The sequence below is a fragment of the Burkholderia sp. FW306-1C-G01B genome (assembly GCF_058781685.1).
The window spans coordinates 114,283-140,074 of sequence record NZ_JBYSWZ010000013.1 but is presented as its reverse complement, the minus strand read 5'-3'; the positions used below and the strand labels follow the sequence as shown (position 1 = coordinate 140,074).

Sequence of the window (25,792 nt, the reverse complement as noted above, 5' to 3'; positions counted from 1 at the left end):
GCGCTCCGCAAGGAGACGCCGGCCCTTTCGCATTCGAACGGCAAAGCAGGCCGATAAGCCGGATTCTGTGCACGCTGCGCGCCGAAGCGCACAGCGCGTGGCAGCCATTCCTCTAGGCGCGCCATTGCTGACGCGCTCAAGCTTCCTACCCGCAGACGAGACGGGGGCCCCGTCCTGCATCCGAAGATGCGCGCCTGCCTACTTGGAATTGCTCCGGGTGGAGGTTACCGTGCCGGCGAACGTCGCCGTCGCCGCGGTGCGCTCTTACCGCACCGTTTCACCCTTACCTGATCCCGGCTTGCGCCGGGCCATCGGCGGTTTGCTTTCTGTTGCCCTGTTCCGCGTGTCGCCACGGATGGCCGTTAGCCATCACCCTGCCCTGTGGAGTCCGGACTTTCCTCGCCCCCGCGCGCCCGAAGGCGGCGAGGCCGCGACTGCCTGGCCTGCTTTGCGACGCGCATTCTAGCACTGTGCGCCGCCGCCGGCTGCGCGCGTGCGGCGGCCGCTGCGGAATACGGCCGGATCGTCGTAGAACGCGGCGTCGGCATTCGCGTCGCACCAGCCCGGGACGCCGAGCACCGGCAGCGGCGAGAAATCGCGGCTCGTCAACTCGCGCGTCGCGAGTTCGGCGGCGACACGCGCATCGACATGCGCAGTGCGCTGCGCGTCGGGCCACGAAAAATAGTCGGCGCTCACTTCGACGATCCACGTGTGCGCGGTGCAGGACTTGTAAGGCGCGACGAGTTTCTCGAGCAGCGCATGGCCGACGAGCCGCGCTTCGCAGCGCGTGCCCCAAGCGTCGCGTGCGGCGACCAGCAGCCGCGGCCAGTCGAAGCCGCGCAGCGCATCGGCGAGCGCGCGGTCGGCCGTCACGAACAGCGCGGCATTCTCGTCGAACAGCGTGAGCGCATCGCGCAGCGTGCCGCGCACGGGCCCGACGCCGCCCGCCGCGTCGATCGCGGCGGACTGGCGCGCGTTCAACGCGGCCTTGATGCGCGGATACGCGAACCAGACGAGCGCATTGAAGAAGTCGTGGAGATTGTGGCGGGTCGGCACGCCGCCGGTGTCCGCGATATGGGTCTCGTACGCGACACCGGGCGGCAGTTCGGCCTGCGGCACGAACCGCAGCGGCCTGCCGCGACCGCTGACGCGCCCGCCGTCGCGCAAAACGCCGTTCAGCGCGTCGAGCAGCGCGGCATCGCCCGCCCGTGCGGCCGCCTGTGCGGCGCGGCCGGGCTCCGCGTACTGCGCAAGCCACGGCGCGGACCAGTCGATCCGCGCGAAATCCGCCGCCCCGCTGCCGGCCGTGTGGCCGGCTTCGCGCGGCGGCGCGCCGGTCACGCGAGTTTCCAGCCGATCGTCTCGCCGCCGCGCAGCGGCACGACCGGCGTGTCGCCCGCGAAGATCTCGCGCGGCAGTTCCCACGCCTCGCGGCGCAGCGTGACCGTCTCGGCGCTGCGCGGCAGCCCGTAGAAATCGGCGCCGAAGAAGCTCGCGAAGCCTTCCAGCTTGTCGAGCGCGCCGGCGTGGTCGAACGCTTCCGCATACAGTTCGAGCGCGTGCAGCGCCGTGTAGCAGCCCGCGCAGCCGCACGCGGTTTCCTTCGCGCCGCGCGCATGCGGTGCGCTGTCGGTACCGAGGAAGAAGCGCGGGTTGCCCGACGTCGCGGCCTCGACCAGCGCGACGCGATGCGTCTCGCGCTTGAGCACGGGCAGGCAGTAGTAGTGCGGGCGAATCCCGCCGACGAACATCGCGTTGCGGTTGTACAGCAGGTGATGCGCGGTGATCGTCGCGCCGAGCAGGCCCGGCGCCGCGTCGGCGTCGCGCACGTAGTCGGCCGCGTCCTTCGTCGTGATGTGCTCGAACACGACCTTCAGGCCCGGGAAATCGCGGCGCAACGGCGTCATCACGCGGTCGATGAAGACCTTCTCGCGGTCGAACAGGTCGATCGACGCATCGGTCACCTCGCCGTGCACGAGCAGCGGCATGCCCGCTTCCTGCATCGCCTCAAGCGTCTTCGCGCATTTCGCGAGATCGGTGACGCCGTGGTCGGAGTTCGTCGTAGCGCCGGCCGGATACAGCTTCACGCCGTGCACGAAGCCGCTTTCGCGCGCGCGGCGAATTTCATCGGGCGGCGTGTTGTCGGTCAGGTACAGCGTCATCAGCGGTTCGAACGTCATCCCGGCCGGCAGCGCGGCGAGGATGCGCTCGCGATAGGCCTGCGCCTGTGCGGTGGTCGTCACCGGCGGCTTCAGGTTCGGCATGACGATCGCGCGGCCGAACTGGCGCGCGGTGTGCGGCAGCACGGCGGCCAGCATGTCGCCGTCTCGCAGGTGCAGGTGCCAGTCGTCGGGACGGGCGAGCGAAAGCGTCGCCGGGGAGGAAGCGTTCGAGGCAGTCATAGGAGGCGTCGTGAGGAACGGACTGGCCATCAGCGGGGCCGGAACGCGCGTGCGCGGGCCGACTGACGGCAAACCGCAACACGAGGCCTTTGGCCAGCGGAATCCGCTTTTTACCGCTCAGGGCTCGGTGATATGCTAGAAGCCGCATTGTACCGGGGTTCGCCCGGTTCGTTACCCCCCGCTTCCGCCTGCCGCCCCAAGTAAAATGTGCCAACTCCTAGGAATGAACTGCGCCGCGCCGACGGACGTCACATTCTCCTTCACAGGTTTCGCGGCCCGGGGCGGGCTCACCGATCACCATGCCGACGGCTGGGGCATCGCGTTCTTCGAAGACAAGGCCTGCCGCCTGTTCATCGATCACCAGGCATCGGCCACGTCGCCGATCGCCGAGATGGTGAAGCGCTACCCGATCAAGTCAAAGAACACGATCGCGCACATCCGCAAGGCGACGCAAGGGCACATCCTGCTCGAGAACAGCCATCCGTTCATGCGCGAGCTGTGGGGCCGGCACTGGATCTTCGCGCATAACGGCGACCTGCAGGACTATGCGCCGAACATGGACGGCAGCGTCTACCACCCGGTCGGCACGACCGACAGCGAACAGGCGTTCTGCGTGCTGATGCAGGGGCTGCGCGAGGCATTTCCCGGCGCGCAGCCGCCGCTGCCCGAACTGTTCGAGCGCGTCGGCGAGCTCACGCGCGGCATCACCGATCACGGCGTGTTCAACTTCCTGATGTCGAACGGCCAGGCGCTCTTCGCGCACTGCTCGACGCGGCTGCACTACCTCGTGCGGCGCTGGCCGTTCTCGACCGCGCATCTCGTCGACGAAGACCTGTCGATCGACTTCGCGAAATACACGACGCCCGAGGATCGCGTCGCGGTGATCGCGACGCAGCCGCTCACCGACAACGAGGTCTGGACCGCGTTCGAGCCGGGCGAGCTGATCATGTTCCAGTGCGGCGACGTCGCCGCGCGGATGCAGATCCCGGTGCCCGAACGCGTGCTCGAGAAGCTGCGCAATCCGGCGCTCGACCCGTCGGCCTCGGCACCGCGCGACGCACGCGAGGCGCTCGCCGCCGCCGCCGACGACGATTCCGACGACGCGATCGACTTCTGAGCGCCGCGCGCCGGCGCCCTTCCCGCTTTCCAATTCCCGCACGGCAAGACCGTCGTCCGCAACGTTCGGGCGTGGCGGGCGATTTCGTGCGCACGCAATGCGTACGGCTTTCACCGTCGGGGAAAATCGCCTGCCGCGTGCCGGTTTCGTTTCATCCGGGCTACATTCCGGCATATCGAATCAACGCCACACAACATTCGCTTGATTTTATTAATTTCCACGCGAAAATAACTCGAATCCGAAACAAATAAATCCGGAAATCCGGAGAACATATAATCCGGAAACCGCATTCTAACGCACCACCCCGGTGCGAACCGTGCGCCACCCCACCGATCCGGCAATCATGCGCCCACGCTGACAAAATCACCCGAACCCTTATCCACAAAGGCTTTCAGTTCGATTCATCACACAATCAAAAAATACCGAATGAAATCGGCATTATTGCCACATTCATTATTTTTTTGATAATCGACCACCCTTCCGATCATTAGACTCCCCCCATCCTCGGTGTAACGAATCACGATTGGCGCAGAAACGGCCACGGCCGCTGCACGTCCATTCAGGCCATTACTCCACCGCGGATTGCGATTTCACTGCACCGCGGTGAATACCACTTCAAAAAAAGAGAGAGGGGCTTGTCGTGAATCACTCATTTCGATCGATATGGAGCGAAACCGCCGGCTGCTGGGTCGCGGTTGCGGAAACAGCACGGGCGCGCGGCAAGCGCTCGGGCGGCGAATCCGGCGCAAGCCGCGGCGCCGCCCGCACGGCAACGCGCCCGTCGCCGCTTCGTGTCGTGGCGCTTGGCGCCGCGCTGGCCGCGCTGTCGGCGGGCTCCGCGTATGCCTCGACCTGCGGCAGCGGCGCGGCCGTCGCGAGCGGCGGCACCTGCGCGCTCGGCGGCTTCAGCCCGACCGTCAACGACAACCTGGCCGGCGCAACCACCGTGTCGGGAGGCGACACGGTCGGCGTGACGGGTGCATGGACCGGCGTCGGCGGCGACCCCGGCTACACCCTCACGCCGATCGGCAACGCGACCGTCGTCTCTGGCAACCCGAACCAGCCGCTGCTGTCGCTCGGCGGCAAGACGCAGAGCATCAGCACGCCCGACTCGATCACGGGCACCCGCACGTCGGTCGCCACCTACAACTCGTCCGCGTTTTCCGCGTCGACGGCCGGCGCGAAGACCGTGCCCGTCTACAACGACGTGAACGGCAATCAGTATGTGAACACGCGCATCGGCACCGTCGGCCGCACCGGCGGCGCGCTCAACGTGTCGATCGGCAACGCGTCGAACGCGCCCGATGCAGCCGGCAACGCAATCTCGATGGCCGCGAAGGAGACCGACCTTACCCTCGCGGACGGCACGGGCTCCGCGAAAAGCACCGTCAACTGGAATTCGCGCAACCAGATCCTGTTCACTGCCGGCAACTATCTTGCGGACGGCGGCGCCGTCGGCAACGTCCAGCTCGACGTGCCAGCCTACGCGGGCACCTTCGCCGCGTTCGACGGCAGCACATGGAAGGTCACCGACGCCGCATCGCTCGCCGCATACAACGACTTTCTCGTGCGCTCGGTGCAAAGCGGCGCGCTCGGCTCGCAGGCCGCCTACGACAACGCATTCAGCCAGGCCGTCACGTTTTCGCAGCAAACCTTCCAGTACCAGAACAACGTGTCCGCGGGCGACAAGAACACGCTGCCGATCGATTTCCTGTCGGCGATGCACGGCATGGGCGCGAACGCGACGCTGCATATCGACAAGGACGGCCAGATCGACTTCCGCGGCACCAACACGATCGTCTCGAGTTCGGCCGTCCTCGCGGAGAGCGGTGCGCACTTCATCAACGACGGGCGCCTGTCGGGCGACTTCACGCTGGTGCGCCTGCTGAGCGGCGCAAGCGGCGTCAACAACGGCACGATCTCGTCCGGCTATGCGTCCGGCGACAACTTCAACACGGCCGGCAGCGCGCAGCCGGGCAATTTCGGCTTCAACGCGTACACGGAAGGCAACGGCGTGTATGCGAACGGTGCGGGCACGACGTTCGTCAACAACGGCGTGATGAACGTCGGCGCCTGGACGCTCGACGGCAACCAGCCGGACCTGCAAAACTACGCGGTAGCCGTGACGGGCGGCGCCACGGGGTCGAACGCCGGCACGATCAACGTCGGCGTCAACGCGACGACGCTCGACAGCCAGGTGATCGGCGGCCTCGTCGCCGGCGGCCGCTTCACGAACGAAGCCGGCGGCACGATCTATCTCGGCCGCGCGGCCCAGTACGATGCCGCGTCGCCGGAGGCCGCGAACGACGTCGCGCTGTCCGCGCACGCGTACGGCATCCTGCTCGGCGCGTCGGGCACCGCGACCAACCTCGGCACGATCGTGATCGGCTCGCAGACGCAGAACGGCGCCGCGCTGGCGAGCATCGGCTCGTCGTCCGGCACGCTGACCAACGCGGGCTCGATCGTCGTCAACGGCGCGGCGCCCGGCACGCCGCTCGCGAACGTCGGCATGCTTGCGGCCGATACCGCCGCGACCGTGACCAACACGGGCACGATCATGCTGAATGGCGTGAACGGCATCGGCATCATGGTCGTCGGGACCGGCACGAACGCGACGGCCGTGACGTCGACCGGCACGATCGACGTGGCCGGCGGCCTCGATCCGGCATCGGGCACGCGCAACTACGGCGTCTGGGCCGAGGGGCCGCTCGCGAAAGCCACGCTCGACGGCGCGCTCAACCTGACGGGCACCGGCGCGATCGGCGTGCACGCGCGCTCGGGCGCGACGATCGACGTCGGCGCCAACGCGGTGCCGGCCTTCATGTCCGGCACGAACCAGATCGGCTTCTACGCGTATGGCGCAGGCTCGAAGATCAACGTCGCCGCGCGGCACCTCAGCGTCGACACCGACGACTCGACGCTGTTCCGCGTCGCAGGCGGCGCGACCTACACGGGCCAGTCGGCCGCCGGCACCCTCACGACCGACGTCAACGGCCAGCGTGCGCACGGCGTGCTTGCGACCGACGCCGGCACCACGCTGTCGACCGGCAACGCGATCTACAACGTCAACGGCGCGAACGGCATCGCAATCGCGGTCGAAGGCGGCGCGAAGGGCACGATCGATGCGGGCGCGACGATCAACCTGAACGCGGCCGGTGCGATCGCGGGCGTCGTCGACGGCCAGGCGCACGACCTCGCCGGCGCGAACGCCGGTGCGCCGGTCGCGACGACGCTGACCAACGACGCCGCCGTCGCGTCGTCGACGGCCGGCGTGACGGGCTTCGTCGCGCAAAACCTCGGCACGCTCGAGAACCGCGACACGGTGCTGCTGACGGGTGCCGGCTCGACGGGCGTCGTGGCCGGCACGCTCGGCACGGTGAACAACGCGTCGACGATCCGCGTAGCCGACGGCACCGGCGCGCTCGTGCGTGGTGCGTCGGCGACGCTTGCCAACACGGGTTCGATCGAAGCCGACGACGGCATCGCGGGCGTGCGCCTGACGGGTGCCGGCGCATCGGTCGCGCTGTCGGGCGCGGGCACCGTCGTCGCGAACGGCAGCGCCGACGGCGTGCTGATCGACTCGACCGTATCGGGCGGCGGGCTCGCGGCCGGCGCGACGTCGATCGCGGTCGGCGGCTACGGCAGCGGGATCCGCAACCTCGGCACGAACACCGCGATCGCGTTGTCCGGCACGCAGGTCACGACTACCGGCAATGGCGCCGACGGCCTCGCATCGACCGGCGCGGGCGCGCGCATCTCGGCCGATGCGGCAACGGTCGTCCGCACCGCCGGCGCCAACGCGCGCGGCCTGTTCGTATCGGGCGCGGATTCGACGCTCACGGCCAACGGCACGACGGTCGCGACGACGGGCGTCGGCGCGCACGCGATCGTCATGGACGGTGGCGCGACCGCGCTGCTATCGGGCGCGCAGGTCACCGCGTCGGGTGCCGCGGCCGACGGCGTCGTCGCGCGAAATGGCGGCCGCATCGGCGATACGGGATCGTCGATCGCCAGCGCAGCCGGCAACGGCGCGACCGCGGACAGCGGCGGCGTGCTCGCGTTGACCGGCACGACGCTCAAGGGCGCGACGGCCGGCGTGCTGACATCCGACACGCTCGCGAACGGCGCGACGAGCTCGGTGCTCGTCGACGGCGGCAGCGTGACATCAGCCGCCGGGCCGGCATTCGCCGCGCGCGGCGGCACGGCCGACATCGCGGTGCGCAACGGCACGGTCGTGACGGCCGGCAACGGCACGCTGCTCAATCTCACGAACGGCAGCAACGTGACGTTCAACGCATCGGCGGTGAACCTCGCGGGCGACATCGTCTCCGACGCATCGAGCACCGGCAACGTGTTCCTCGCGAACGGCACGACGCTGACCGGCACGATCGACCCGGTCGCGCTGACGATCGACGGCACGAGCACGTGGCGCATGACGGGCAGCTCGGTGCTGAGCAGCCTGAACAACGCGGGCCTCGTCGCGTTCGCCGCGCCGGTCGGCTCGCCGACGCTCACGGGCAGCTACAAGACGCTGACGACCGGCAGCTATGTCGGCAACGGCGGCACGATCGCGCTCAACACGTATCTCGGCGCCGATGCATCGCCGACCGACCGGCTGATCGTGAACGGCGGCGCCGCGAGCGGCACGACCGGCCTGAAGATCGCCAACACGGCCGGCACCGGCGCGCAGACGACCGGCGACGGGATTCCCGTGGTCGTCACGGCCAACGGCGGCACGACCACCGCGTCGGCGTTCCATCTCGCGGGCCCGGTACAGGCCGGCGCATACGAATACCGGCTCTATCGCGGCGGCCAGGGCGACGCGAACGGCTGGTACCTGCGTTCGCAGCTCGATCCGACGGACCCCGGCGACCCGATCCACCCGTCGGGCGGCGGCGACGGCAATGGCAACGGGGATGGCAGCGATGGCACGCTCGCTTACCGTCCGGGCGTCGCCGGCTACACGATGACGCCGTTGCTCAACCTCGACTACGGCTTCTCGACGCTCGGCAAGCTGCACGAGCGCGTGGGCGACATCTACAACCTCGCGAAGCAGCAGCCCGGCAACCGCGACGGCGTGTGGGGGCGCATCGGCGGCCAGAGCCTCGATGCGAACGCGGGCCGCTTCGCGGCCGACGAACGCACGTTCTTCGCGCAGTTCGGCAAGGACTGGACGCTCGGCCAGATACCCAACGGCGGCAGCACGCATGCAGGCGTGACGGCGACCATCGGCGTGTCGAACGCCAGCTTCGACGACATGATGCGCGCCGCCACGCCGGGCCTGTCGACGTCGACGGGCTCGGTCGAGATGCACGCGCAGAGCGTCGGCGGCTACTGGACGAAGTACCTGTCCGACGGCACGTACTTCGACAGCGTCGGGCAGGTCACGCACTACGGCAACCGCTATCGCGACAGCTACGGCAATGAGGCGTCGCAGAACGGCTTCGGCATTGCGCTGTCGCAGGAGGTCGGCAAGCCGTTCGGCATCGGCGGCACGCCGATCGCGATCGAGCCGCAGGCGCAGCTGATGTACCAGTACCTGAAGCTCAACGGGTTCAACGACAACGTGTCGGCCGTGTCGGGCACGACGACGAACGCGCTGCGCGGCCGCGTCGGCGTGCGCATCTTCCGGCCGAACCTCGAAGCGAACTCGGGCGGCGGCGCCGCGACGCCGTACTTCACGGCCGACGTGCTGCACGACTTCCTGTCGCCGGGCCAGACCGTCGTCGGCGGCACGCCGTTCGCGACGCATCTCGGCCGCACGTGGTACGAGCTCGGTCTCGGCGTGACCTCTGGCCTCGGCAAGTCGGGCGAGTTGTACGCGAACGTGAAATATGCGCGCAACATAGGCGGCGACTATCGGCGCGGCATCACCGGGCAGGTCGGCTACCGCTACAGCTGGTAACGCCCGCGACGGGAGCCCGTCCGCCAGCGGCAGGCGACGGGCAACCGGCGAAAAAAAACCGCCCGGCGTTCGGCCGGGCGGTTTTTTCATGGGCGCGCATGACACGCTCGCCATGCGCGAACGCTCAGTGCAGGATCTTCGCGAGGAAGTCCTTCGCGCGTTCCGATTTCGGATTCGAGAAGAAATCGTCCTTGCGGTCGTCCTCGACGATCGCGCCCTTGTCCATGAAGATCACGCGATGCGCGACCTTCTTCGCGAAGCCCATCTCGTGCGTGACGACCATCATCGTCATCCCTTCCTGCGCGAGTTCGACCATCACGTCGAGCACTTCGTTGATCATCTCGGGATCGAGCGCGGACGTCGGTTCGTCGAACAGCATCGCGATCGGGTCCATCGACAGCGCGCGCGCGATCGCGACACGCTGCTGCTGGCCGCCCGACAGCTGGCCCGGATACTTGTGCGCATGCGCCTTCAGGCCGACGCGATCGAGCAGCTTCATGCCTTTATCGGCCGCTTCGTCCTTGCCGCGGCCGAGCACCTTGATCTGCGCGAGCGTCAGGTTCTCGGTGATCGACAGGTGCGGGAACAGCTCGAAATGCTGGAACACCATCCCGACCTTCGAACGCAGCTTCGACAGGTTCGTCTTCTTGTCGCCGACCGACTGGCCGTTCACGAGGATCTCGCCCTGCTGGAACGGCTCGAGGCCGTTGACGGTCTTGATCAGCGTCGACTTGCCGGAGCCCGACGGGCCGCACACGACGACCACTTCGCCTTTCTTGACCTCGGTCGTGCAGTCGGTGAGAACCTGAAACTGGCCGTACCACTTGGAAACGTTCTTGATGGAAATCATCGTGTGACCTTTTTCTGGAGACTCTTGACGACAACAGACGCCAACGAGCAAATCACGAAATAGCATGCGCCGGCGAACAGGACCATCTCGACGGTCGTGCCGTCGCGATCGCCGACGTTGGCGGCCGTGCGGAAGAAGTCCGCGAGACTGATCACGTACACGAGCGACGTATCCTGGAACAGGACGATCGCCTGCGTGAGCAGCAGCGGCACCATCGCGCGGAACGCCTGCGGCAGGATCACGAGGCGCATTGCGTGCGCGTAGTTCATGCCGAGCGCGAACGCGGCGTTCACCTGCCCGCGCGGCACGGACTGGATGCCGGCGCGGATGATCTCGGAATAATACGCGGCTTCGAACAGCGAGAACGCGACCATCGCCGACGCGAGGCGGATGTCGATCGTCGGCGACAACCCGAGCACGCCCTGCAGCAGCTGCGGCACGATCAGGAAGAACCACAGCAGCACCATCACGAGCGGGATCGAGCGGAACACCGTCACGTAGCCCTGCGCGAACCACGCGAGCGGCTTGACGCCCGACAGCCGCAGCAGCGCCAGCAGCGTGCCCCAGACGATCCCGACGACGATCGCGATCAACGTGATCTGCAGCGTGACGATCGCCCCCGTCCACAGCGTCGGCAGCGCGCCGGGAATACTACTCCAGTCGAACTGATGCATCACTTGCCTCCGATATAGCCGGGCAGCCGCGTACGGCCTTCGATCCAGCGCATGAGCGACATCACGACGAGGTTGATCAGCACGTACGCGAGCGTGACCGCGATGAACGACTCATAGGTCTGCGCGGTGTAGTCGACGAGCTGGCGCGCCTGCGCGGACAGGTCGAGCAGGCCGATCGTCGACGCGACGGCGGAGTTCTTGAAGATGTTCAGGAATTCCGACGTGAGCGGCGGCACGATGATCCGGTACGCAACGGGCAGCAGCACGTAGCGGTACGTCTGCCATTGCGTGAAGCCCATCGCGAGGCCGGCGGCGCGCTGGCCCTTCGGCAGCGCGTTGATCCCCGAGCGCACCTGTTCGCACACGCGCGCGCCCGTGAACAGGCCGAGACAGACGATCGACGCGGTAAAGAACTGCGTGCCGGGCGGCAACTGCTTGATCCAGGTGCCGATCGATGCGGGCAGCAGTTCCGGTATCACGAGATACCAGATGAAGAACTGCACGATCAGCGGAATGTTCCGGAAGATCGACACGTACGCGGTACCGATCGCGGACAGCCATTTGTTCGGCACCGTGCGCAGCACGCCGAACAGCGAACCGACGATCAGCGCGATGACCCAGGCGGCAAGCGACACTTCGATCGTCACCCGGAAGCCGGACATCAGCCATCCGAAATAAGTCGTCGGCTCGCCGGTCGACACGGGGCTCAGGAAGATGCCCCAGTTCCAGTGGTAAGACATGGGCAAGACTCCAGCAAAAAGAAACGGAAGAAGCGTGGCCTCTTCCGTCTCATTAGCGTCATTTCTGCATCAACGGCCGTGCGATCAGTCGAGCGCCTTGTCGTTCGGGTTCGCGTACAGCTTCTTCATCGAATCGGACAGCGGGAAGTTCAGGTTCAGCCCCTTCGGCGGGATCGGGTTCTCGAACCACTTCGCGTAGATCTTCGCGGCTTCGCCCGACTTCTCGACTTGCGAGATCGCGTCGTCGACGACCTTCTTGAAGTCCGCGTCGCCCTTGCGCATCATGCAGCCGTACGCTTCTTCCGATTGCGGCGTGCCGACGATCACCCACTCGCCCGGCTGCTTCGCCTTCGCGCGCTCGCCCGCGAGCAATGCGTCATCCATCATGAACGCAACCGCGCGGCCCGATTCCAGCGTGTTGAACGAGTCGCCGTGATCCTTCGCGCTGATGATGTTCATGCCGAGCTGCTTGTCGTTGTTCATCTTGCGCAGCAGGCGCTCCGACGTCGTGCCGGCGGTGGTCACGACCGTCTTGCCCTTCAGGTCCGCGAAATCCTTGACGCCCGAATCCTTCTTCGTCATCAGGCGCGTGCCGATCACGAAGATCGTGTCGGAGAACGCGGCCTGCTGCTGACGCTCGGTATTGTTGGTCGTCGAGCCGCACTCGATATCGACCGTGCCGTTCTGCACCAGCGGAATACGGTTCTGCGACGTGACCGGGATGTTCTTCACCTGCAGGTTCGGCAGGTTCAGCTTCTTCTTCACCGCGTCGACCACCTTCAGCTGGAAGTCGCGCGAATAGCCGACCACCTGCTGGCTCTGGTCGTAGTAGGAGAAAGGGATCGACGACTCGCGGTGGCCCAGCGCGATTACGCCCGTGTCCTTGATCTTCTTCAGCGTGCCCGTCTCCTGAGCATGCGCGCCGCTTGCGAACGCGCAGAGCGCCGCGACCATCAGGACTGCCTTGTGGTATTTCATTTTGGTCATCTCCTTGGCTAAAACCCGCGCCAGTGTATCAAAGTAATATTTTTGAAAGTACTGGTTGTTTACCGAACTACGAATCGCGCTGTCCGGCGCCTTCCTCCCGGCTCCGGGCACCCTTTCCGCGCCCCAATGCGCGCGCGGGCGGCACCGGATTCGGCACCGCCCGCGAGGGTTCATGCACGCAACCGGATGGATTGCGTCATGGCTAGATCATAGTCAATGATCAGGGGTAGAGGCCGCGCATTTCGCGCGCCATCAGGATGCGCGTGCACGCGACGATGAACGCCGCCGTACGCACCGTCACCTTGTGCTCTTCCGCGACCGCCCACACGCCGGCGAACGCTTCGCGCATCACGCGCTCGAGACGGTGGTTGATCTCGTCTTCCGTCCAGAAGAAGCTCGAGAAATCCTGCACCCACTCGAAGTACGACACGGTCACGCCGCCCGCGTTCGCGATCACGTCGGGGATCACGAGCACGCCGTTCGCGCTCAGGATGTCGTCCGCCGCCGTCGTCGTCGGGCCGTTCGCGCCTTCGACGACGATCTTCGTGCGGATCTTCGCTGCGTTCTTCTCGGTGATCTGGTTTTCCAGTGCCGCCGGGATCAGGATGTCGGTTTCGACCGTCCAGAACTCGTCGTTCGGCATCGGCTCCGCGCCTTCGAAGCCCGCGACGCCGCCCGTGCGTGCGACGTGGTCGAGCAGCTTGTTCGAATCGAGGCCGGCCGGCCGGTAGATCGTGCCCGTGTGATCCTGCACCGCGATCACCTTCGCGCCCGCTTCCTGGAACAGCTTCGCCGCGATGCCGCCGACGTTGCCGAAGCCCTGCACCGCGATGCGCGCGCCTTCGATCTCGAGGCCCTTCTTCTTCGCCGCTTCGCAGCCGACGACGAACACGCCGCGGCCCGTCGCTTCCTTGCGGCCGAGCGAACCGCCGAGCGCGATCGGCTTGCCGGTCACGACGCCGGTCGACGTCTGGCCCTGGTTCATCGAGAAGGTGTCCATCATCCACGCCATCACCTGTTCGTTGGTGTTGACGTCCGGCGCCGGAATGTCGGTGTTCGGGCCGATGATGATGCCGATTTCGCTGGTGTAGCGGCGCGTCACGCGCTCGAGCTCACCGCGCGACAGCTTGCGCGGGTCGACGCGGATGCCGCCCTTCGCACCGCCGTACGGCACGTTCACGGCCGCGTTCTTCACCGACATCCATGCGGACAGCGCCATCACTTCCGACAACGTCACGTCCTGGTGGTAGCGCACGCCGCCCTTGCCCGGGCCGCGCGACACGTTGTGCTGCACGCGATAGCCCTCGAAGTGCGCGACGGTACCGTTGTCGAGCTCGATGGGCACATCGACGATCAGGATGCGCTTCGGGCGCTTCAGCGTTTCGAGCCAGCGCGACAGCGAGCCGAGGTACGGCGCGACGCGATCGACTTGCTGAAGATAGTTGCCCCACGGGCCGAGATCGTCGGCGTGCAGGTAGGACGGGATGGACTGCAATTGCGAAGACATGGATGCTCCAACGGTCAACAGGTGCGCACATTGTCGAAAAACCCGTTTTTTTTATCCAATGCCGTTTGCTTATTCGATTATGCGTTTCTTGCATGATCGCGATTTTTCGCAAATCTGCGGTCGATTTGCGCAAGAACGCACGCGATCGGCCGTGCATCGCATCCGCGAACAATCATGTTGATCGTGCACGGACCGGCCGCCGGACAGCCGTCCGACAGGCGCGGCAAGCCCGCCGTCAGCCGGTCGCGGTCGATCGTGCGCAGTCGCCGGCTGCTGCCCAGTTGCTAACCGGCGGTCTCGCGCAGTTCGTCGCGCACGACCTCCCACAGCGCGCGCACGAGCTTCTGCCGCGGATCGTCGCCCTGCAGCGCGAGCTTGTCGCAGTACAGCCGGATCTCCATCGTCAGCGTGAACGGATGCGCGCCGCCGCGCGCCGCACGGTCGAGCCGGATCAGCCGGCCGCTCGCGACCGCGTCTTCGACCGCGCTGTGCGGCAGGAACGCGACGCCGTGCCCCGCGAGCGCCATCGCCTTCAGCCCTTCGGCCATGTCGGTTTCGTAGACGCGATCGAGGAACAGCCGCGTCGGCGCGTTCGCGATGATGACTTCCGTCATCCGGCCGAGATAGGCGTTCGGCGTATACGACAGGTACGGCACGCGCGCGTCGGCCGTGCCGGGCAGCGTATGGCGCGGCCGGCCCGCGCGGCCGGGCGCCGAGAACGGGCTGATCGGCTCGCTGCCGAGGATCAGCATGTCGTAGCGCGCCGGATCGAGCGCGACCGGGTGGCTCGGGTGGTGGTAGCCCATCACGAGATCGCAGCCGCCCTCGACGAGCGACAGCACGGCGTCGTGCACGTTCAGCGCGCGCAGCCGTGTGTGGACCTTGCCCATCTTCGCCTCGATCCGCTGCAGCCAGCGCGGGAAATACGTGAGCGACAGCGTGTGCGGCACCGCGAACTCGATCGTCGGCACCGGCGCGCCGACGTGGCCGCGCAACAGCGTCCGCGCCTCGTGCGCCTGCGACAGCATCGTCAGCGCCTGCTCGTAGAAGATCTGCCCGGCCTGCGTGAGCCGCGTCGGATAGACCGAACGGTCGATCAGTTCGGTCGCGAGCCACGCTTCGAGCGCCTGGATGCGCCGCGAAAACGCCGGCTGCGATACGTGCCGCAGTTCGGCGGACCGGCTAAAGCTGCGCGTTTCCGCGAGCGAAACGAAGTCTTCGAGCCATTTCAGTTCCATGCAGGCGGGCGCGGCGGGCGGCGGTCGGGAAGAAGCCTGCATTCTACCGGCGGGCGGGCCCGGCCGGCGGCGGCGCGCCCGGCCCGGCGGCCGCTGCGCACCGGGCTCCGGGGCGGCGTTGGCACGCGGCGGCGCCCGCCGGCTTGCGCGCGGCCGGGATCGTCGCGCGCCGATGGTAAAATGTTAGATTCTCCCTCCCCTCGCTCGACCCGGCCCCAAGGCCCGCCCGACCATGTCCGACACTCGTCCCGATACGCTTTTCGCCCTCACCGCGCTCTCGCCCATCGACGGCCGCTACGCCAGCAAGACCGAAGCGCTGCGCGACTGGCTCTCCGAAGCCGCCTTCATGCGCCACCGCGTCACCGTCGAGGTGCACTGGCTGATCGCGCTGTCGCGCGCCGGCTTCGCAGAAGTCCCGCGCTTCTCCGACGCGTCCGAGCAGTTCCTGCTGCAGCTCGCCGAGCGCTTCACCGCGCACGACGCCGCGCGCATCAAGGAAATCGAGCGCGTGACGAACCACGACGTGAAGGCCGTCGAATACTGGCTGAAGGAATCGGTGAAGGGCCAGGCCGAACTCGAGAAGGCAAGCGAATTCATCCACTTCGCGTGCACGTCCGAGGACATCAACAACACGTCGCACGGGATGATGCTCGCCGGCGCGCGCGAGCACGTGATCGTGCCGGCGCTGCGCACGGTCCACCAGCGCCTCGTCGCGCTCGCGCACGCGCATGCCGAACAGCCGATGCTGTCGCGCACGCACGGCCAGCCGGCCAGCCCGACGACGCTCGGCAAGGAACTCGCGAACGTCGCCGCGCGTCTCGCGCGTGCGATCGCCCGCATCGAGAAGGTCGAGATCCTCGGCAAGATGAACGGCGCGGTCGGCAACTTCAACGCGCACCTGTCCGCGTATCCGGAATTCGACTGGGAAGCGTTCTCGCGCGACGTGATCGAAAACCGCCTGAAGCTCACGTTCAACCCGTACACGATCCAGATCGAGCCGCACGACTACATGGCCGAGCTGTTCGACGCGGTCGCACGCGCGAACACGATCCTGCTCGACCTCGACCGCGACGTGTGGGGCTACATTTCGGTCGGCTACTTCAAGCAGAAGACGAAGGCCGGCGAGATCGGCTCGTCGACGATGCCGCACAAGGTCAACCCGATCGACTTCGAGAACTCGGAAGGCAACCTCGGCCTCGCGAACGCGACGCTGCGCCACCTCGCCGACAAGCTGCCGGTATCGCGCTGGCAGCGCGACCTGACCGACTCGACGGTGCTGCGCAACATGGGCGTCGCGCTCGGCTACTCGCTGCTCGCGTACGACTCGCTGATCCGCGGCCTCGACAAGCTCGAGGTGAATCCGCAGCGCCTGAACGAAGATCTCGACAACTGCTGGGAAGTGCTCGCCGAGCCGGTGCAGACGGTGATGCGCCGCTACGGCATCGAGAATCCGTACGAGCAGCTGAAGGAACTGACGCGCGGCAAGGGCATCACGCGCGAAGCGCTGCAGCAGTTCGTCGGCACGCTCGCGATCCCGCAGGACGCGAAGGACCGCCTGCTCGCGATGACGCCCGCGTCGTACATCGGCAAGGCCGTCGAACTCGCGAAGCGGATCGCGTAAGCGCCGCCGTCGCCGGACGAACAAAAGCCCGCTGCGAGCAATCGCAGCGGGCTTTTTCCTTTTCGGGCGCTCAGAACGAAATCATCCGGCCCGGGTTGAGCGCGCTCATCACGCTCATCGCTGCTTTCGCGGCCGGAATCGCGATCGGCGACAACTGCCGGCCGAGCGGAATCTCGCGATGGTCGATGCCGGTCAGCATCGAGAAATCGTCGTTGCGGCCGACGAAATCGTCGCAGATCGCCTTGCCGATCCGCACCGTCTGCGCAACGCCGTGGCCGCTCCAGCCCTGCACCATGTACATCGGCACGCGGCTGTCGGTCTTGCGGCTGTCGGTGGCGCCATTCAGCGTGAAGTCGCTGACGCCGCTCCAGCAGTAGTCGAGCGCGAAGCTGCCGTCGGCCTGCGGAAACACCGTGTTCAGCCGCGTCAACAGATACGCGTTGACGTCGGGCTGCGCCCAGCAGCTGCCGGTGCCCTGCCCGCCGAACAGCAGCCGGTTGCCGCGCACCGGCCGGTAGTAGTCGATCTGGAACTGCGTGTCGTACACGGGCATGCCGGCCGGCATCAGCGTCGCGACATCGACGTCGAGCGGCGCCGTCACGCTCACGTACGTGAAGAACGGCACGGTCGTCGTGCTGCCGTCGTCGAACAGCCGGAACGTCGTGTTATGCAGCGCGAGCACGACGCCGCGGCGCGCGGTGATCGTGCCGCCCGGCGTCGTCGCGACGACGCCCGCAGGCGTCTCGTCGAGCTCGAGCACCTCGGTACCCTCGAACAGCGCGCCGCCGTTCAGCCGGAAGCCGTGCACGAGGCCGCGCACGAGCGCGAGCGGATGGATCTGCCCGCCGATCGCGTCGATCGCCGCGCCGTGGTACAGCCCCGAGCGCACGTATTCGTCGTGCAGTTGATGGCGGCCGACGAGCGTCACGCCCGCGTCGCCGAGATGGCGGCGGGCGTCCGCGCCGTCGAGCAGCGCGCTCATGTGGCCCGGGTGGACCGCCGCCGTCGCGTGGCCGCGCTTGCGGTCGAGATCGAGCGCGTAACGCGCGCCGATCGCATCGATCAGGTCCATCGATTCGGTCGACGCGAAGCGCCACAGCCGCTTCGCATCGTCGTATGACAGGTGGTCGATCATGTCGGCCGCTTCCCAGCGCGCGAGGCCCGGCGTCAACTGCCCGCCGTTGCGGCCCGATGCGGCCGAGCCGACGTGATGCTTGTCGACGAGGATCGTGTCGACGCCCGCTTCCGCGAGATGCAGCGCGGCCGATGCGCCGAGCAGGCCCGCGCCGATCACGAGCACGTCGCACACGACGTCGTGCGCGAGCGGCGCGCCGTTCGCGTGGCGCGACAGCGACGCCTCGTACCAGTTGGCCGGGCGCTCGCCGTCGTAACGGGCCGGGTCGCACCAGTTCCAGTTGTCTTTTTCGATGTTCAGTTGCGTTTGCTCGAAACGCGATTCGCCCTGGATCAGGGGTTTGTGATTGGAGGTCATGATTGCACTTGCATGGTAGGGCCGCCTGTCGATGAGCCTTCTGGCTTCGCGGGTGGGGCAGCCGGTTCCACTTGGGTGTCAACGAGATAAAGGGCGCGATGGCCCGTGTTGACGGCGGACACGTTCGTGCCGCCTGGGTCCCGGACCGTGCGAAAGCACGCATTGATCAGTGCCGGGACACCCAATTTCTACACCGCAGAAATAATTCTACAGTGTAGAATAAGCTTTCGTCAAGTTTACAGCCGGGTCTGCGCCGGCTGCCCAGTCCGATCGATGAAAGACAAACCCGCCCAGGGCCCGCGCGGCCTCGACAAGGACGCGATCGTCGCGGCCGCGCTCGCGCTGCTCGAAGACGTCGGCGAAGCCGCGTTCAGCGTACGCAAGCTCGCGCAGTCGGTCGGCTGCGACCCGATGAGCGTGCTGTATCACTTCAAGTCGAAGGACGGCCTGAGCCGCGCGATCGCGAACGCGTTGTCGCGCTCGCTCGTGCCGGTCGACGATGCTCAGCCGTGGCGCGAACGGCTGCGCGATCTCGCGCGCCAGTACCGCACGCTCGCGCTGCGCCACCCGGCCGCGTTCGCGCTGCTGCAGCGCCACATGAGCACGGGGCCGGCCGATCTCGCGCACATCGAGGCCGTGCACCGCGCGCTGGCCGACGCCGGCATTCCGCGCGCGGCGCTGCCGTCGGTGTGCGTCGGCTGGTATGCGAGCGTGATCGGGCTCGCCGCCGCCGAGGCCGGCGGCCTCACGCGGCCCGCGAACGACGTGGAGCTGGAGGAAATGAACGCGCTGTCGGACACCGAGCATCCGCTCGTCAGGTCGGCCGCCCCGCTCTATGCGCAGCTCGATCCGGAGATCGTGCACGACACGATGCTCGACGTGCTGCTCGACGGCATCGCGAAGCGCGCGCACGCGGCCTGACCGGCTGGCGCGCCGCCAACGAAAAAGCGCCCCGAAGGGCGCCTTTTTCATCACGATTGCCGCGAATCGCGCTCAGTGCTGCTGCGCGAGACCGATCTTCACCATCACCTGATCGACGATCTGTTCGGGCGTCAGCTCGATGCTGACCACGATCGCTTCGTCCGGGCCCGGCTCCTCGAGCGTGTCGAGCTGGCTCTTCAGCAGCGACGGATCGAAGAAATGGCCGGTGCGGGTCTTCAGGCGCTCGCGCAATACGTCGAACGAACCCTGCAGATACACGAACCGCACGTCGGTGTCGGTGCCGCGCAGCACGTCGCGGTACGAACGCTTCAGCGACGAGCACGTGAACACGGCCGTCTCGCCCGCGCGCTGCTTTTCCTCGATGGCCTCGCGGATCGAGCGCAGCCACGGCCAGCGGTCGTCGTCGGTGAGCGGAATGCCGTGGTGCATCTTTTCCTTGTTCGCCGCGCTGTGAAACGCGTCGCCGTCGGTATAGCTGCACGACAGGCGTTCCGCCAGCATTTCGCCGATTCGCGACTTGCCCGCGCCCGACACGCCCATTGCGATCAGAATCATTGACTACCCCTTGTTACAAAACCATGCTCAGCAGCAGCGTGAAGCTCAGGCCGAGCACCGAGATGATCGTTTCGAGCAGCGTCCAGGTCTTGAACGTCTGGCCGACCGTCATCCCGAAATATTCCTTGATCAGCCAGAAGCCGCCGTCGTTCACGTGCGAGAAGATCAGCGAGCCCGAGCCCGTCGCGAGCACCAGCAGTTCCGGACGGACCGCCGCCCCCGATGCCGCCGCGATCGGTGCGACGATGCCGCAGGCGGTCGTCATCGCGACCGTCGCCGAGCCCGTGGCCAGACGAATCAGCGCGGCGACGAACCAGCCGAGCAGCAGCGGCGACAGGTGCGCCTGCGTGGCGGTTGCGACGATCTGCTGCGAGATCCCGCTATCACGCAGGATACCGCCAAAGCCGCCGCCCGCGCCGACGATCAGCGTGATCCCGGCGATCGGTGCCAGGCACTCGCCGCAGAACTTCTGGATCTGGTCGCGGTTGAAGCCCTGCAGCTTGCCGAACGTGAAGAAGCTCACGAGCACGGCGATCAGCAGCGCGACGTCCGAGTTGCCGGCGAAGCGCAGCAGGTTGTTCGGCAGCGTCTTCGGCGCGAAGACCAGGTCGGCCCAGCTGCCGACCAGCATCAGGATCACCGGCAGCAGGATCGTGAACAGCGTGATGCCGAAGCCCGGCAGCTCGCGCTTCTTGCCTTCGGTGTGCGACTCGACGAATTGCGCGGCGAGCGGGTTGTTCTCCGGCAGCTTCACGAACTTCGAGATCGTCAGCGCGAACAGCGGGCCCGCGACGATCGCGGTCGGCACGCCGACGATCAGGCCGAATGCGATCGTCTTGCCGATATCGGCGCCGTACTGCTGGACCGCGAGCAGCGCGGCCGGGTGCGGCGGGATCAGCCCGTGCACGACCGACAGGCCGGCCACCATCGGCAGGCCGACGACGAGCAGCGACTTGCCGGTGCGCTTCGCGACGTTGAACGCGATCGGGATCAGCAGCACGAAGCCGACTTCGAAGAACACCGGCAGGCCGACGATGATCGCGACGAACATCATCGCCCAGTGGATGTTCTTTTCACCGAACCAGTCGATCAGCGTGGTCGCGATCCGTTCGGCGCCGCCCGATTCGGCCATCATCTTGCCGAGCATCGTGCCGAGGCCGACGACGATCGCGATGTGGCCGAGCGTATTGCCGTTGCCCGTCTCGAACGACTTGACGATCTTGTCCATCGGCATCCCGACCACCAGGCCGAGGCCGAGCGACACGATGATGAGCACCAGGAACGGATAGATCTTGAACCGCGCGATCATCACGATCAACGCCACGATCGCGATCACGGTATAGATGAGCAGCATGCTGCCTTGGACAGCCCCCATGTGGACTCCTCCTTGGGATTATTCGAACCGGGCGGATCGTTGCGAGTATGCCCGGCTATGCAGGTCTCCGAAACAGCGGGGAGACCCCCACCGTCAGGACGCTGAATTTTACTTATCTTTGCGGTTCGCGGATAGAACCGGTTCCATCAGCAAAAACCCTCGGTAAAACAAGCACTAAGCGCTTGTCTTCCGAGGGTCAAACCGTCATTCCGTACAAATCTTAACGGGGCAGCTGGCTCGCAGCTTGCGCGAGGCGCGTGACTTCGGCCCAGTCCTGCGCGGCGAGCGCCGCCTTCGGCGTGAGCCACGAGCCGCCGACGCACACGACGTTCGGCAGCTTCAGGAAATTCGGCGCGGTGTCGACCGTGATGCCGCCCGTCGGGCAGAACTTCAGCGCCGGGAACGGGCCGTGGAACGCCTGCAGCATCGGCACGCCGCCCGCCTGCTGCGCGGGGAAGAACTTCACGATCTCGTAGCCGAATTCGAGCGCCTGGATGATGTCGCTCGGCGTCATCACGCCCGGCAGCAGCGGCAGGCCCGCGTCGAGCGACGCGAGGTGCAGGTCCTTCGTCAGGCCCGGCGACACGCCGAACTTCGCGCCCGCGCGCTTCGCCTGCGCGCAGTGCTCGGGCTTCGTGATCGTGCCGACGCCGACGACGATGTCGTCCGCGAGCTGGCTCGCGCGCTGGATCGCCTCCAGGCCGGCCGGCGTGCGCAGCGTGATCTCGAGCACCTTCACGCCGCCCGCGTGCAACGCGCGCGACACGTGCTCGCCCTGCTCGACCGAGTCGAATGCGAGCACCGGAATGACCGGGCCCAGCTTCACGATTTCAGCAATCGTCTTCATCAAATTCGCTCCTTGAAATTCATGCGTCGACGCGGACGGCCGCTTCGCCGACCAGCGTCCCGAAAACCGATGCGCCCTGCTCGGCCGGCGCCGCGGCCGCGCGGAACACGCCGAACAGTTCGCGCCCGAAACCGACCTCGTTCTCGGCCTGGTGCAGCGGCTGCGCGACCGGGCGCGCGTGCCACTCGGCGTCGTCGACCTCGATGTCGAGCACGCCGGCTTCCGCGTCGATCACGAGCGTGTCGCCCGTCTTCACCTTGCCGAGCGGGCCGGCCAGCAGCGCTTCCGGCGACACGTGGATCACGGCCGGCACCTTGCCCGACGCGCCCGACATGCGGCCGTCGGTCACCAGCGCGACGTGGAAGCCCTGATCCTGCAGCACGCCGAGCAGCGGCGTCAAACGGTGCAGCTCGGGCATCCCGTTCGCGCGCGCACCCTGGAAGCGCACGACCGCGACGAAATCGCGCTTCAGCTCGCCGCGATCGAATGCTTCCTGCACGGCTTCCTGCGAATCGAACACGATCGCGGGTGCCGTCACCTTGCGGTGCTCGGGCGCGACCGCCGAAATCTTGATCACGCCGCGGCCGAGCCGACCCTGCATCAGGCGCAGGCCGCCGTCCGGCTGGAACGGGTCGCGGATGCCGCGCAGCACCTTCGTGTCGTGGCTCTCGGCCGCGCCGTCGACCCACGTGAGCTTGCCGTCGATCAGCTTCGGCTCCTTCGTATAGTGCGACAGCCCACGGCCGGCAACCGTCGTCACGTCCTCGTGCAGCAGCCCGCCTTCGAGCAAGTTGCGCACCAGGAACGCGACGCCGCCCGCCGCGTGGAAGTGGTTCACGTCGGCCTTGCCGTTCGGGTAGATCTTCGCGAGCAGCGGCACGACGGCCGACAGTTCGTCGAAATCGTTCCAGTCGATCAGGATGCCGGCCGCGCGCGCGATCGCGACGAGGTGCAGCGTATGGTTGGTCGAGCCGCCCGTCGCGAGCAGCGCGACGATCCCGTTGACGATCGCCTTCTCGTCGATCACATGGCCGATCGGCGTGTAGCGGCCGCGCTCGACGGTCAGGTCGAGCACGCGGCGCGCGGCCTCGGCCGTCAGCGCGGTGCGCAGCGGCGTGTGCGGATGGACGAACGCCGAACCCGGCAGGTGCAGGCCCATCAGCTCCATCAGCATCTGGTTGCTGTTCGCGGTGCCGTAGAACGTGCAGGTGCCGTGGCCGTGATATGCGGCCGATTCGGCTTCGAGCAGCGCGTCGCGGCCGACCTGGCCGGTCGCGAACTGCTGGCGGATCTTCGCCTTGTCGTCGTTCGACAGGCCGCTCGTCATCGGGCCGGCCGGCACGAAGATGGTCGGCAGGTGGCCGAACTGCAGCGCGCCGATCAGGAGGCCCGGCACGATCTTGTCGCAGATGCCGAGGCAGAGCGCCGCGTCGAACATGTTGTGCGTGAGCGCGATCGCCGTGCCCATCGCGATCGCCTCGCGCGAGAACAGCGACAGCTCCATCCCCGGGTTGCCCTGCGTGACGCCGTCGCACATCGCCGGCACGCCGCCCGCGAACTGCGCGACACCGCCGTTCTCGCGCGCGGCGGCCTTGATGATGTCGGGGAAATCCTTGTACGGCGCGTGCGCGGACAGCATCTCGTTGTACGAGGACACGATGCCGATGTTCGGCTCGCGGATGGTCTTGATCGCGAACTTGTCGCTGCCCTCGAGGCCCGCGAAGCCGTGCGCGAGGTTCGCGCAGGACAGCGCGCCGCGCGCCGGGAACTTGCCCTGCGCGCCGTCGATGCGGTGCAGATAGGCGGAACGGGTCGATTGGCTGCGGGCGATCACGCGTTCGGTGACCTTCGCCAGAGTGGGGTGCAGCGACGTCATGCTGGGCGCTCCTGTATGCCGGCCGACACCGGCGGTTGGAATCGTGGGGACGGTCGAATGCATCGACTGAACGAAGCCAGTCTAGTAGAAAAACTACAAGCATGCAATGCAGATCGATTCGCGCGCAACCCTCGTTCCCGCCACCAGCATGGCTTTAATCAGTAAAAACCCTAATTACCCCCACCGTCATCGCGCCGCAAGCACTGCAATAACGCTAGCATTTTCATGTAGATTTTCTACAATTCGATTGCGATACACTCGCTCATCCGAACCCGATTTCCAGCCACTGCCCCATGCTGCCTCGCATTGAAGCGATCCGCGCCGAGCTGCGCCCGTCCGAGCGCAAGCTCGCCGACTACATCCTCGCCGCGCCGCGCGAGGTGCTCGACCTCGCGATGACCGAGCTGTCGACGCGCGCGGGCGTCAGCCAGCCGACGATCGCGCGCTTCTGCCAGGCGCTCGGCTGCAGCGGCTTTCGCGAATTCAAGATCCGGCTCGCGCAGAGCGTCGCGCCGGGCGTGTCGTCGGTGTATCGCGACGTCGAGCCCGACGAACCGGCGCCCGGCATCATCGGCAAGGTGTTCGACCGCACGATCGGCGCGCTGATCGAGGTTCGCAACAGCCTGTCCGCGGGCAGCGTCGCCGATGCGATCGCGCTTCTGTCGAACGCGTCGCGCATCGAGTTCTACGGCGCCGGCGGCTCGGGCATCGCCGCGCAGGACATCCAGCACAAGTTCTTCCGGCTCGGCGTGCCGAGCGTCGCGTATTCGGATCCGCACACGTTCTCGATGTCGTCGGCGCTGCTCGGGCCGCACGACGTCGTCGTCGCGATCTCGAACACCGGCCGCACGCGCGACATCGTCGACGCTGCGCGCTCCGCGCTCGCGTGCGGCGCGAAAGTCGTCGCGATCACGCAGAGCCATTCGCCGCTCGCGAAGCTCGCGACGGTGAGCCTCGCGTCGAACGTCGCCGAGGAAACGGACGTGTTCTCGCCGATGACGTCGCGGATGTCGCATCTCGCGATCGGCGACATCCTCGCGGTCGGCGTCGCGCTGTCGCGCGGCCCCGCGCTGATGGAACGGGTCGGCCGCGCGAAGGAAGCGATCACGCGCCGGCGGATCGACGACGGCGCGAAGGATTGAACAGGCGCCACACGGAAACAGTGCGTAAACGAACAACGGCACCCCAAGGGGCGCCGTTGCGCATGGATCGGGCCGGCAGCCTCGCCGGCCGCACCGCTCAAAACGGCTTGATCACGACCAGAGCGACCGCCGCGAGCATGCCGAGCACCGGCAGCTCGTTGAACACGCGGTACCACTTGTCGGTGCGGCGGTTCTCGCCGCGCTCGAACACCCGCAGCAGGTGCCCGCAGTATGCGTGATAGACGATGAGCAGCAGCACGACCGTCACCTTCGCATGGATCCAGCCCTGCCCCTGGCCGATGCCGATCGCGAGCCAGAGCCACAGCCCGCAGGCCAGCGCCGGCACCGCGATCATCGTCATGAAGCGGAACAGCTTGCGCGCCATCAGCAGCAGGCGTCGCACCGCGGCCGGATCGGTTTCCATGGCCAGGTTCACGTAGATGCGCGGTAGGTAGAACAGCCCCGCGAACCACGCGGCGATCAGAACGATATGGAACGTCTTGATCCAGAGCATTGCCATCG

At 67.0% G+C, this 25,792-nt stretch carries 19 protein-coding genes and 1 other RNA gene; 5 read left to right on the top strand and 15 right to left on the bottom strand.

Annotated elements, in window-relative coordinates; genetic code table 11:
- Positions 1-38: 38 nt before the first annotated feature.
- The 3 genes from rnpB to pyrC form a co-directional block, all read right to left on the bottom strand.
- Positions 39-450, bottom strand: an RNA gene (rnpB, locus tag AC3WLY_RS25045) — RNase P RNA component class A.
- 12 nt (positions 451-462) lie between these two features.
- The gene (locus AC3WLY_RS25040) at positions 463-1,341 is read right to left on the bottom strand and encodes a DUF3025 domain-containing protein (RefSeq protein WP_492309280.1); all 879 of its coding nucleotides are present in this window, start codon (positions 1,339-1,341) and stop codon (positions 463-465) included.
- Positions 1,338-2,402 carry a dihydroorotase gene (pyrC, locus tag AC3WLY_RS25035; protein WP_072436318.1) on the bottom strand — a complete coding sequence of 355 codons (1,065 nt, stop codon included), beginning with the start codon at positions 2,400-2,402 and terminating at the stop codon, positions 1,338-1,340. The genes AC3WLY_RS25040 and pyrC overlap by 4 nt, the downstream gene beginning before the upstream one ends.
- 205 nt (positions 2,403-2,607) lie before the next feature.
- Here pyrC and AC3WLY_RS25030 point away from each other — a divergent pair, with 205 nt between their 5' ends.
- The gene (locus tag AC3WLY_RS25030) at positions 2,608-3,519 is read left to right on the top strand and encodes a class II glutamine amidotransferase (protein ID WP_425132401.1); all 912 of its coding nucleotides are present in this window, start codon (positions 2,608-2,610) and stop codon (positions 3,517-3,519) included.
- A gap of 640 nt (positions 3,520-4,159) precedes the next feature.
- Positions 4,160-9,424 carry an autotransporter outer membrane beta-barrel domain-containing protein gene (locus AC3WLY_RS25025; protein ID WP_492309279.1) on the top strand — a complete coding sequence of 1,755 codons (5,265 nt, stop codon included), beginning with the start codon at positions 4,160-4,162 and terminating at the stop codon, positions 9,422-9,424.
- Between the two features lie 124 nt (positions 9,425-9,548).
- On the opposite strand, the gene AC3WLY_RS25020 is transcribed toward AC3WLY_RS25025, so the two are convergent.
- From AC3WLY_RS25020 to AC3WLY_RS24995, 6 genes are all read right to left on the bottom strand, one after another.
- Complete coding sequence (locus tag AC3WLY_RS25020; RefSeq protein ID WP_034182731.1) at positions 9,549-10,274, bottom strand: amino acid ABC transporter ATP-binding protein; 726 nt, start codon at positions 10,272-10,274, stop codon at positions 9,549-9,551.
- Positions 10,271-10,948: a glutamate/aspartate ABC transporter permease GltK gene (gltK, locus tag AC3WLY_RS25015; protein ID WP_310138273.1), complete on the bottom strand. Its 678-nt coding sequence runs from the start codon at positions 10,946-10,948 to the stop codon at positions 10,271-10,273. Before gltK ends, AC3WLY_RS25020 begins: the two co-directional genes overlap by 4 nt.
- The gene (locus AC3WLY_RS25010) at positions 10,948-11,688 is read right to left on the bottom strand and encodes an amino acid ABC transporter permease (protein ID WP_034182729.1); all 741 of its coding nucleotides are present in this window, start codon (positions 11,686-11,688) and stop codon (positions 10,948-10,950) included. Before AC3WLY_RS25010 ends, gltK begins: the two co-directional genes overlap by 1 nt.
- 84 nt (positions 11,689-11,772) lie before the next feature.
- Entirely contained in the window at positions 11,773-12,666 is an 894-nt protein-coding gene (locus AC3WLY_RS25005) for a glutamate/aspartate ABC transporter substrate-binding protein (protein WP_175963079.1), read from the bottom strand.
- A gap of 229 nt (positions 12,667-12,895) precedes the next feature.
- Positions 12,896-14,182 carry a Glu/Leu/Phe/Val family dehydrogenase gene (locus AC3WLY_RS25000; RefSeq protein WP_034182728.1) on the bottom strand — a complete coding sequence of 429 codons (1,287 nt, stop codon included), beginning with the start codon at positions 14,180-14,182 and terminating at the stop codon, positions 12,896-12,898.
- Positions 14,183-14,466: 284 nt separating this feature from the next.
- On the bottom strand, positions 14,467-15,420 hold the full coding sequence (locus AC3WLY_RS24995) for a LysR substrate-binding domain-containing protein (protein ID WP_492309278.1): 954 nt from the start codon (positions 15,418-15,420) through the stop codon (positions 14,467-14,469).
- Between the two features lie 232 nt (positions 15,421-15,652).
- Between AC3WLY_RS24995 and purB the strand changes: the two genes are divergently transcribed.
- Positions 15,653-17,041, top strand: coding sequence for an adenylosuccinate lyase (gene purB / locus AC3WLY_RS24990; protein ID WP_072436325.1), 1,389 nt, complete (start codon positions 15,653-15,655; stop codon positions 17,039-17,041).
- Between the two features lie 70 nt (positions 17,042-17,111).
- Here purB and AC3WLY_RS24985 read toward each other — a convergent pair whose 3' ends face one another.
- Entirely contained in the window at positions 17,112-18,533 is a 1,422-nt protein-coding gene (locus AC3WLY_RS24985; protein ID WP_492309277.1) for an NAD(P)/FAD-dependent oxidoreductase, read from the bottom strand.
- 273 nt (positions 18,534-18,806) lie between these two features.
- Between AC3WLY_RS24985 and AC3WLY_RS24980 the strand changes: the two genes are divergently transcribed.
- Positions 18,807-19,454: a TetR/AcrR family transcriptional regulator gene (locus AC3WLY_RS24980; protein ID WP_492309276.1), complete on the top strand. Its 648-nt coding sequence runs from the start codon at positions 18,807-18,809 to the stop codon at positions 19,452-19,454.
- A gap of 72 nt (positions 19,455-19,526) precedes the next feature.
- Here AC3WLY_RS24980 and AC3WLY_RS24975 read toward each other — a convergent pair whose 3' ends face one another.
- From AC3WLY_RS24975 to edd, 4 genes are all read right to left on the bottom strand, one after another.
- Positions 19,527-20,030, bottom strand: a complete 504-nt coding sequence (locus tag AC3WLY_RS24975) for a gluconokinase (protein WP_072436328.1) — start codon at positions 20,028-20,030, stop codon at positions 19,527-19,529.
- A gap of 13 nt (positions 20,031-20,043) precedes the next feature.
- A complete protein-coding gene (locus tag AC3WLY_RS24970) occupies positions 20,044-21,405 on the bottom strand; it encodes a GntP family permease (RefSeq protein WP_175963083.1) in 1,362 nt (453 codons plus the stop codon).
- Positions 21,406-21,625: 220 nt separating this feature from the next.
- A complete protein-coding gene (gene eda, locus AC3WLY_RS24965; RefSeq protein ID WP_034186432.1) occupies positions 21,626-22,252 on the bottom strand; it encodes a bifunctional 4-hydroxy-2-oxoglutarate aldolase/2-dehydro-3-deoxy-phosphogluconate aldolase in 627 nt (208 codons plus the stop codon).
- A 19-nt stretch (positions 22,253-22,271) separates the two neighbouring features.
- Complete coding sequence (edd, locus tag AC3WLY_RS24960; protein ID WP_310138290.1) at positions 22,272-24,128, bottom strand: phosphogluconate dehydratase; 1,857 nt, start codon at positions 24,126-24,128, stop codon at positions 22,272-22,274.
- 293 nt (positions 24,129-24,421) lie between these two features.
- On the opposite strand from edd, the gene AC3WLY_RS24955 reads away from it, so the two are divergent.
- The gene (locus AC3WLY_RS24955) at positions 24,422-25,270 is read left to right on the top strand and encodes a MurR/RpiR family transcriptional regulator (RefSeq protein WP_011350936.1); all 849 of its coding nucleotides are present in this window, start codon (positions 24,422-24,424) and stop codon (positions 25,268-25,270) included.
- A gap of 97 nt (positions 25,271-25,367) precedes the next feature.
- Here the strand turns inward: AC3WLY_RS24955 and AC3WLY_RS24950 are convergent, their stop codons facing one another.
- Complete coding sequence (locus AC3WLY_RS24950) at positions 25,368-25,790, bottom strand: CopD family protein (RefSeq protein WP_110281316.1); 423 nt, start codon at positions 25,788-25,790, stop codon at positions 25,368-25,370.
- Positions 25,791-25,792: the final 2 nt, after the last annotated feature.